This is a genomic window from Streptomyces sp. ADMS (genome assembly GCF_033441795.1).
Classification (GTDB): Bacteria; Actinomycetota; Actinomycetes; order Streptomycetales; family Streptomycetaceae; genus Streptomyces.
Genome location: NZ_JAVFVX010000271.1, coordinates 1 through 2482, shown reverse-complemented (window position 1 = coordinate 2482; position 2482 = coordinate 1). Strand labels below are relative to the sequence as shown.

Annotated in this window: 1 protein-coding gene and 1 pseudogene; one reads left to right on the top strand and one right to left on the bottom strand. The window is 67.6% G+C overall.

Annotation, left to right across the window (positions count from 1 at the left end; genetic code table 11):
• Nucleotides 1–484: 484 nt before the first annotated feature.
• Nucleotides 485–600: pseudogene (locus tag RB628_RS40240) on the top strand (IS5/IS1182 family transposase); the annotation flags it as partial.
• Between the two features lie 434 nt (nt 601–1034).
• Here the strand turns inward: RB628_RS40240 and RB628_RS40235 are convergent.
• A partial coding sequence (locus tag RB628_RS40235; protein WP_318325603.1) for a pentapeptide repeat-containing protein occupies nt 1035–2482 on the bottom strand: 1448 nt, incomplete at its 5' end.

Sequence of the window (2482 nt, the reverse complement as noted above, 5' to 3'; positions counted from 1 at the left end):
CCAGCCACATCAAGATCATCTCACCCGTGACCCGCAGTTACGGGACAGCCCTTAGCTGGCTTGAAAGAACTTTGGGCCGGAGCGCATTGCGCGGCGTTCGTAGTCATGGCCACCTCTACAGGTATGGAGCAACCAGAGGTCAGAGCAGACGATCCGTGTGTTCCGCCAGCCAACGACCCGGACTGGCAGCCTCCATTCGAGTGCTTCCTCACCATAGGACCGTAGGTGGCGTACCTCCGGGATTCAGTCCAGGACCGCGAGATGGTCCCCGTGTTGGCGTGCGTCCCCAAGGAAGGCGAGGGCGGTCTCGGTCATGGCCAGCGTGTGGGCGGGCCGCGGTCCGGTCCGCCACCAGCCGCGGCGGCTGCAGGCCCCCGCAGCTCCGGGCACTCACCGGCGACCCGCGCCCCGTACTCAGTCGGGTACCACGCCCGCAGCCGCCCGGCCTGCGGCAGCGTGACACGGTAGAGAAGGCTCTCACACCGTCGGCCGGCCGCTGCCCGGCAACCGCAACGACTGCAAGGCATGGGAACTGTCCGGCGCGAAGGCCGCGTCGGCAAGACCACCGTCATCGCGGACGGCGGCTACCGGGGCACCGGCCGCGCCCTGCGCGTGCAGGCCGACGCGCTGACGGTGACGGTGGCGGAGCTGCAGGGCGCGGCCGCCGCCAACCGCATTGTGGGAGGGCCCGGCTGAGCGGGGACGGTCGTTCCTTCTGGCCACGCTCGCGTTCTTCGGCGGCGCCCCCGGGCCCGGATCGCCGACGGCACGGACCGGGCTGAGCGGCCTGGTGGGTCGGGCATCTGGGACCCCCTGGACTGGCTCTCTCCGGCACAGTCTGCTCACCGGTGCGCCAGTGCACGCGCTCGCCGCTGGTTCCGGCCCAAGGGGCACCGTCCTCCATATCCACGGCCCGGCTGGCCTGGCAACGGTGTCGGTGGACGAACGGCTGCTGTGAAGCAGTCCGGCATGACCGCTTGAGGGCCTCGAGGCAGTCGTACGACGCCCTTCGATCGGGATCGCGAGGAGGGGGGTCAGCGCTTGATGCGTCCTCGGATCGCCAGGACGGCCAGGGCGAGGAGGGCGGGTTCGATAAGGCGCGAGGCCATTTCGATGTAGGTGCCGGCCGTCGTGAGATCTTGGCCGCTGGAGCGGAACACCACCGAGTTGAGCGTGACATTGAGGGTTCTCTCGAACCGCTTACTCGTGAGCCGATCGGCGGTCGGGTTCTGCGGGTCGTCCTTGTCGAGGGTGAAGGTGACGCGGCCGCCGCCTGCGGGGACGGTGCCGGTGGCTTGCTGTGTGGGGGAGTGCTGGGGCAGGCCGAAGACCATGAGCAGCAGGATGGTGGTGAGCATGGCCACGGCGAGCCAGACGAGGGCGCGGGAGGCGCGCAGGCCGTAGCCGGACAGCAGCCAGTAGCCGTGGAGCAGACCTCGTTCGGCTCGAGGGGTGGAGGTTTTGTCGTGCCGACGCATCTCCATCTCGCCGTAGTAGAAGTCGGCGGCGCCGGGCTCGTTCTTGCCGTCCTCAAATGCTTTGCGGAGCTGGCGGTAGGCCGCGGCAACGTCCACCGGGTCCGGGGTGCGGTCGGGATCGTCGTGATGAGGTCCTGGGCGCCAGAGAGACACTTGTGGCGGCTGCCCAAGGATATGGGCGGGCTGGGATGCGTTCTGGGCTCTCCAGTGGTGTTCTTCGGCCAGGGTGCGCCGTTGCGACCAACGGTCTGGCCATGGGTGTTGTCGGCGGAGGAGTCCCGTGGGAACGGGGGCGAAGTCGGTGCGGCCTTCGAGGCGGATCTGGTCGAGGTGGAAGGCGCCAGCGAACTGACACTCGCTGAGGTCGGTGTCGGTCAGTACGAGGTGGGCTGCGTCGATCCCGCTGACCGAGGTCACGCCTGCTGTCGCTGGACGGTCGGACAGTGGGTGCTCATTCATCGTTTGGCCGTCTGACTTGAAGACGGCCGGATGGCTGTTGACGGCGAGGGGGCTGGAGAGCACTGCATCCGTGAGATCCACCTTGGCGTACCGGACGCGCAGGAGCGCCGTGGACTCCCAGCGGGTGCGGGCGCACAGCAGCTCACGTCCTGCGACCTCGATCGTCAGCGGGAGGGCAAAGTACGCGCCGGACAGATCGAGCCGGCCGAGGCACACGATCGGTCCGATCTCGGAGACACGGTTGAACTGGGCCTTGGCGAACCAGGCGTCGCCTGAGAACCGCGCCCCGTCGAATCGGGCGTTGCCGTCGAACTGCACCTGGTCGAAGAACGTGCGTGTACCGAACTGCGCCTGGTCGAACCAGACGTCACCGTTGAACTGGGCTGAGGAGAAATCGGCTTCGGCATTGAAGTGGGTCTTGTCGAACCAGGCGTTGCCGCCGAATTGGGCCCCGGCAAACCATGCGCTGCGGTCGAATTGTGCTCGCTCCAGTACTACAGCCTCAGATCTTGAGGTTGTGATCGGTTCTGTTCGGGTTGTCGCCA